This is a genomic window from Propylenella binzhouense (assembly GCF_009866965.1).
In the GTDB taxonomy this organism is placed as follows: Bacteria; Pseudomonadota; Alphaproteobacteria; order Rhizobiales; family Afifellaceae; genus Propylenella; species Propylenella binzhouense.
The window spans coordinates 1-5,948 of record NZ_SPKJ01000160.1; the positions used below are offsets into that span (position 1 = coordinate 1).

The window sequence follows — 5,948 nt, forward strand, 5'->3', positions numbered from 1 at the left end:
CGTCGGGCGCCGCGGCGAGCGAGGCGAGCGCCGCCGCGAGGTCGGGGCGCTCGGGCCGAAGGCCGAGATTGTCGCCGAGCGCGGCCGGGTCCATCCGGCCGGCCGAGAGGTTCGCGATGAAGCGCGCGGCGGCGATGCTGAGCGCGACATCGGCCTCGGCGGCGACCTGCGGGTCGCCGAGCGAGAAGAAGTCGAGCGCGGGCACGGCATAGGCGGCCGGCGCAAGCCCGTCCTCCGCCGCCTTCTTCATCCTGGAGACGAGCGCCTGCGCCTGCGCCGTCGGCTTGCGGCGGTCGATCCATGCCGGCTCGTAGCGCCGCCGCTCGTAGAAGCCGCGCACCGCCGCCGAGACGTCGCGCTCGATGCGTCCGCGCGGCTCCGGCCGTGCGTCGAGCAGCGACCAGACCAGCTGGCCCTCGCGCGAGAGCGCCATGCCGCCGGGGATCGGCGCGACCGCCTGCTCGCCGCCGGTCACGGCGAGGGCGAGGTCCTCCGGCGAGGCGAGGGCCGCGGCTCCGGACGCCGCGAGAAGGAGGGCGGTGGCAGCGAACAGCCTGGCCGGTCTCGTTACCATCCCGATCACTCCGCGACGCTCAGCACTGGGCCGGGACGGTATTCCTCCGGCCCGCGTTCCGGCTCGATGTCGTAATCCTTCAGCTTGCGGTAGAGCGTCGACCGCCCGATCCCGAGCCGGCGGGCGACCTCGCTCATGCAACCGCGATAGTGATCGAGCGCGAATCGGATCACCTCCTCCTCGAGCGCTTCGAAGCGGCGCACCTCGCCCCGTTCGTCGAGAAGGCGGGCGACACCATACCGCCCGGCCGCCGGTGCGTCAGTCGGACTCTGCGCCGGCCAATCATTCCGCCCGAGATTGAAGGTCCGCTGTAGCTCCTCGGCAACAGGCCTCGGCGCGCGGGGAGGCGCCGCCGCCGCCCGGCCGGCGGTTTCCGGTGGGCCCCAGCCGTTCCGGGACGCCACGATCTGCGGGAAGTCCCTCGGCCTCAGCCGCGGAGCGTCGCTCAGCACCACGGCGCGGAAGACCGCGTTCTGCAGCTGGCGGATGTTGCCCGGCCAGTCATAGGCGACGAGGAGGTCGAGCGCCTCCGGGGCGATGCCGGCAAGGCCGGGCTTGCCTTCCTCCGCCGCGAAGCGCGCCAGGAAATGCCGCGCGAGCTCCGGGATGTCCTCACGCCGGTCGCGGAGCGGCGGGACCCAGATCGGAAACACGTTGAGGCGGTAGAACAGGTCGTCGCGGAACTCGCCGTCCGCCACGAGCTCCACCAGCCGGCGGTTGGTCGCGGCGATCAGGCGGACGTCGACCCGGACCGGGCGACTCGCGCCGACGGGGTCGATCTCGCCATCCTGCAGGACGCGGAGCAGCTTGACCTGCGCGTCGGGCGAAAGCTCGCCGATCTCGTCGAGGAACAGCGTGCCGCCATGCGCCTCCTGGAACTTGCCGATCCGCCGCTCGGTGGCGCCGGTGAAGGCGCCCTTCTCGTGGCCGAACAGGATGCTCTCGACGAGGTTCTCGGGGATGGCGCCGCAATTGACGGCGACGAAGGGCTTGGTGCGCCTGTTCGAGCTGCCCTGGATCGCGCGCGCGACGAGCTCCTTGCCGACGCCCGATTCGCCCTCGATCAGGACCGGGATCGCGGATCGCGCGGCGCGCTCGCCGAGGTCGACGACACGCTCCATGGACGGCGCGCGGCCGATCAGGTCGCGGAAGGTGAGGGTCCCGGCATGCGTGCTCCGCATCCGGGAGATCTCGCTGGTCAGGGCGCCGAGCTTCAGCGCGTTCGAGAGAGAGGCGCGGATGCGCTCCGGAGCGGCGGGCTTCACGACGAAGTCGCAGGCGCCGGCCCGCATCGCCGATACCGCGGCTTCGACGCCGCCCTTCGCCGTCTGCACGACCACGGGAACGGCGATGCCGAGGGGCGCGAACTGCGCGAGGACGGCGAGACCGTCCATTCCCGGCATGACGAGATCGAGCAGCACCGCGGAGATTGCGGGCGCGTCGGCACGCTGCAGGCGCTGGAGCGCTGCCTCGCCGCTTGCGACCGTCTCGGTTCGGTGCCCCAGCGCGCGGACCGTTTCCTCCAGGATCCGGCACTGGACGGGATCGTCGTCGACGATCAGGATTCGGCTGGGCATGGAGCTGGCCGGCCGGGCCTTCTGGGGTTTCGTAGGGTGCCGCAGGTCATGGTGGCGGCACCGTGAACCAACTTGGTTAAGGCGTCCTTACCCGTCGAACGGAGTTCTTGCCGATCGGGGTGGCGGCCGGCATCGAGGTTGCGCAAGCGGCGGCATCACGCGATCTATAGCCGCGACGACGTGAACAGAGGCGAAGAGATGGCGGTGACCGGCGCAGCGCGGAACGAGACGGCGGGCGAACTGGGCGATCTGCCGGTCTGGGATCTTTCCGATCTCTATCCCGGCATGAACTCGGCCGAGGTCGAGGCGGACATCGCCAAGGCGGAAAGCGAGGCGGCCGCCTTCGCCGCCGCGTATAAGGGCCGGCTCGAGGAGATCGCTGGCGGGGCGGAGGGCGGCGCGGCGCTGGCGGCGGCGATCCGGCGCTACGAGGCGGTCGAGGAGGTGATCGGCAAGCTGATGAGCTATGCGAGCCTCGTCTATTCGGGCGATACGACCGACCCGGCGCGGGCCAAGTTCTACGGGGACGTGCAGGACAGGCTGAACACGGTCGCGACGCGCCTGCTCTTCTTCGAGCTCGAGCTGAACCGCCTCGACGACGCGCTGGTCGAGGCCGGCATGGCGGACCCCGCGCTCGCCCATTACCGCGCCTGGATCGAGGACATCCGCCTGGAGCGTCCCTACCAGCTCTCCGACGAGCTCGAGCGGCTCTTCCTGGAGAAGTCGGTCACCGGGCGGGGCGCCTGGAACCGGCTCTTCGACGAGACGCTCGCCTCGCTCCGCTTCGAGGTCGGCGGCGCGAAGCTGACGCTCGAGCCCACGCTCAACCTCCTCGTCGATCGCGACGAGGCGAAGCGGCGGAGCGCCGCCGAGGCGCTCGCCCGGACCTTCGGGGAGAACCTCCGGCTCTTCACCCTCGTCACCAACGTGCTCGCCAAGGACAAGGCGATTTCGGACAGCTGGCGCGGCTTCAAGGACGTGGCGGCGGCGCGCCATCTCTCCAACCGGGTCGAGCCGGAAGTGGTGGATGCGCTCGTGACCGCGGTCCGCGACGCCTATCCGCGGCTGTCGCACCGGTATTACGCGCTGAAGGCGCGCTGGCTCGGCATGGACCGCCTCAACCATTGGGACCGCAACGCCCCGCTTCCCGATGCGCTCGACCGGCGCGTGCCCTGGACGGAGGCGCAGGCGACCGTGCTCTCGGCCTATCGCGGCTTCGCGCCGGAAATGGCGGAAATCGCGGCGCGCTTCTTCGACGGGCACTGGATCGACGCGCCGACGCGGCCCGGCAAGGCCCCCGGCGCCTTCGCGCATTCCACCGTCCCCTCGGTGCACCCCTACGTTCTCCTGAACTATCAGGGCAAGACGCGGGACGTCATGACGCTCGCCCACGAGCTCGGCCACGGCGTGCACCAGGTGCTCGCGGCCGGGCAGGGGCTGCTGATGGCGCAGACGCCGCTCACGCTCGCCGAGACGGCGAGCGTCTTCGGCGAGATGCTGACCTTCCAGGCCATGCTCGCCAAGGCCGGTTCGCCGCGCGAGCGCAGCATCATGCTCGCCGGCAAGGTCGAGGACATGCTCAACACCGTGGTCCGGCAGATCGCGTTCTACACCTTCGAGCGCCGCGTCCATGTCGAGCGCCGCGGCGGCGAGCTCACCTCCGAGCGCATCGGCGAGATCTGGCTCGAGGTGCAGCGGGAGAGCCTCGGCCCCGCGATCCGCCTCGGCGAGGGCTACGAGACGTTCTGGACCTATATTCCGCACTTCATCCACTCGCCCTTCTACGTCTACGCCTACGCGTTCGGCGACTGCCTCGTGAACTCGCTCTACGCCGTCTACCGGAAGGCGGAGCCGGGCTTCCAGGAGAAGTACTTCGCGATGCTGAAGGCGGGCGGGACCAAGCGGCACAAGGAGCTGCTCGCCCCCTTCGGCCTCGATGCGTCCGACCCCGGATTCTGGAAGATGGGCCTCTCGGTGATCGAGGGCTTCATCGACGAGCTCGAGGCGGACGGGCGCGGCCGCGCCTGAGCGCGCGGAGACGCGCGGACGGAAGGCGCTGTCCGATGAGCCGATGGCGGTCCCGGAACGACCCGCCTTCCTCCCCGTCGCCATCGCCGGTCCGACCCGGCGATCCAGGCGGCCTCGCCTCACCCTCCGTCGTCATCGCCGGACCTGATCCGGCGATCCAGAGGGGCGGCCGAGGCGGAACCGGACGCCGCTGGATGCCCGGGTCGAGCCCGGGCAGGACGACAGAGCAAGCGGTGATCTTGGAACGCTCGCTCTTCATGTTTTCCCGCGCCTCCCAGCGCAGGAAGCCCGAGCTACCGCAGCACGCCCTCTCCTGAGAACAGGTCCTCCACCAACCCCTCGCGGGCACGCATGCCGGGCGGCGACGGCTGGCGCTCGGTATCCTGGATCAGTCGTGCGAAGACCACCGTATCCGATCCCTTCTGCGCCCAGCCCACGAACCAGCCGAACGGATTGCTGAGCTTGCCCTCCGCCGTCCTGATGCCGCCGGCGCCGGTCTTTCCGAAGACGTGCCAGTTCCCTTTCATCCCCTGATCCAGGATCACACTGGTGCTCTCGACCGCCTTGTCGCTCACCGGAAGTTCGTGGCGGACGAGCTTTCGGAGGAACGCGACTTGCTCCGCCGGAGAGACTTGCAGGGACGAGCTCAGCCAGGCATTGGTCAAGCCGTTCTTCCGGCCGGGGTCTCCGGCCAAGTCCCTGTTGCCGTAGTCGAAGGCAGTCACGTAGGCCGCGAATTTCTCCATTCCCAGCCGCGACGTCGTCTGCTGGGAATACCAGATCACGGAATCGCGCATCCAGCTTGTCGGGTTCTGAGCTCGGCGCCATTCCGGCCGGTCATCGATATAGCCGTCCTTGAAAGGCAGTTCGGGCGCAGTGGGCGACTGCAGGACGCCACTATCGAAGCCCATCAGACTGATCGCGATCTTGAAGGTCGACGCGGGAGACATGCGCTGTCCGCAATCGCCCTCTTCGACAAGCGGCTTTCCCGTCTGGGCCGAGACGGCGAGCATGCAGATCACTTTCGTTTCTGCCTGCGACGGCGTCGCGGTGAAAGCCAGACAGGCGCAAGCGGCAAGGAGAAGCTTCGTCATTCGATGATTCCGGTTCCATCCTTGCTGCATAGACCGCTGAGCAGTTCCGCGTCCAAGTCGGATCGGGCCTGGCGCGACAGCAAGACGGAACGGGAGAGCCGCAGGCGCCTCGCCTGCCTCTCCGTCGCCACCGCCCTACGGTCGTCATCGCCGGTTCGACCCGGCGATCCGTGCCGCCTCGCCTCACCCTCTGTCGTCATCGCCGGACTTGATCCGGCGATCCAGAGGGGCGCCCGAGGCGGAACGGAGGCCGCTGGATGCCCGGGTCAAGCCCGGGCAGGACGACAGAGAGTGCTGTGATCTCGGGAGATACTTTTGGCGACCCACGCCGCCGCATCCCTCCCCTCCGCCGCAAGGGGAGGGATTGTCCGGCCCCGCCCCCTGTCGTCGTCGCCGGCCCGACCCGGCGATCCGTTCCGCCTCGCCACGCCTCCTGTCGTCATCGCCGGTTCGACCCGGCGATCCGTGCCGCCTCGCCTCACCCTCTGTCGTCATCGCCGGTCCGACCCGGCGATCCAGAGGGGCGGCCGAGGCGGAACCGGAGGCCGCTGGATGCCCGGGCCGGGGCGGCCCGGCCGGGTGCGGGTGCCGCGGTCAGGCGCGGCGGAGGGGGGCCTCGGTGCGGGCCTGGAGGTCCTCGAAGCTGAGGCCGGGGATCATCTCGGTGACGAGGAA

General features: G+C 69.9%; 4 protein-coding genes. 1 reads left to right on the forward strand and 3 read right to left on the reverse strand.

Annotated features, from left to right (window positions below; translation table 11 throughout):
• Both E4O86_RS22045 and E4O86_RS22050 read right to left on the reverse strand, forming a co-directional pair.
• A partial coding sequence (locus E4O86_RS22045; protein WP_484573217.1) for a L,D-transpeptidase scaffold domain-containing protein occupies positions 1–574 on the reverse strand: 574 nt, incomplete at its 3' end.
• A 5-nt stretch (positions 575–579) separates the two neighbouring features.
• Positions 580–2,151 carry a sigma-54-dependent transcriptional regulator gene (locus E4O86_RS22050; RefSeq protein WP_161142701.1) on the reverse strand — a complete coding sequence of 524 codons (1,572 nt, stop codon included), beginning with the start codon at positions 2,149–2,151 and terminating at the stop codon, positions 580–582.
• Between the two features lie 198 nt (positions 2,152–2,349).
• Here E4O86_RS22050 and E4O86_RS22055 point away from each other — a divergent pair, with 198 nt between their 5' ends.
• Entirely contained in the window at positions 2,350–4,179 is a 1,830-nt protein-coding gene (locus E4O86_RS22055; RefSeq protein WP_161142702.1) for a M3 family oligoendopeptidase, read from the forward strand.
• A 293-nt stretch (positions 4,180–4,472) separates the two neighbouring features.
• On the opposite strand, the gene blaOXA is transcribed toward E4O86_RS22055, so the two are convergent.
• Complete coding sequence (gene blaOXA, locus E4O86_RS22060; RefSeq protein ID WP_161142703.1) at positions 4,473–5,273, reverse strand: class D beta-lactamase; 801 nt, start codon at positions 5,271–5,273, stop codon at positions 4,473–4,475.
• Between the last annotated feature and the right edge of the window lie 675 nt (positions 5,274–5,948).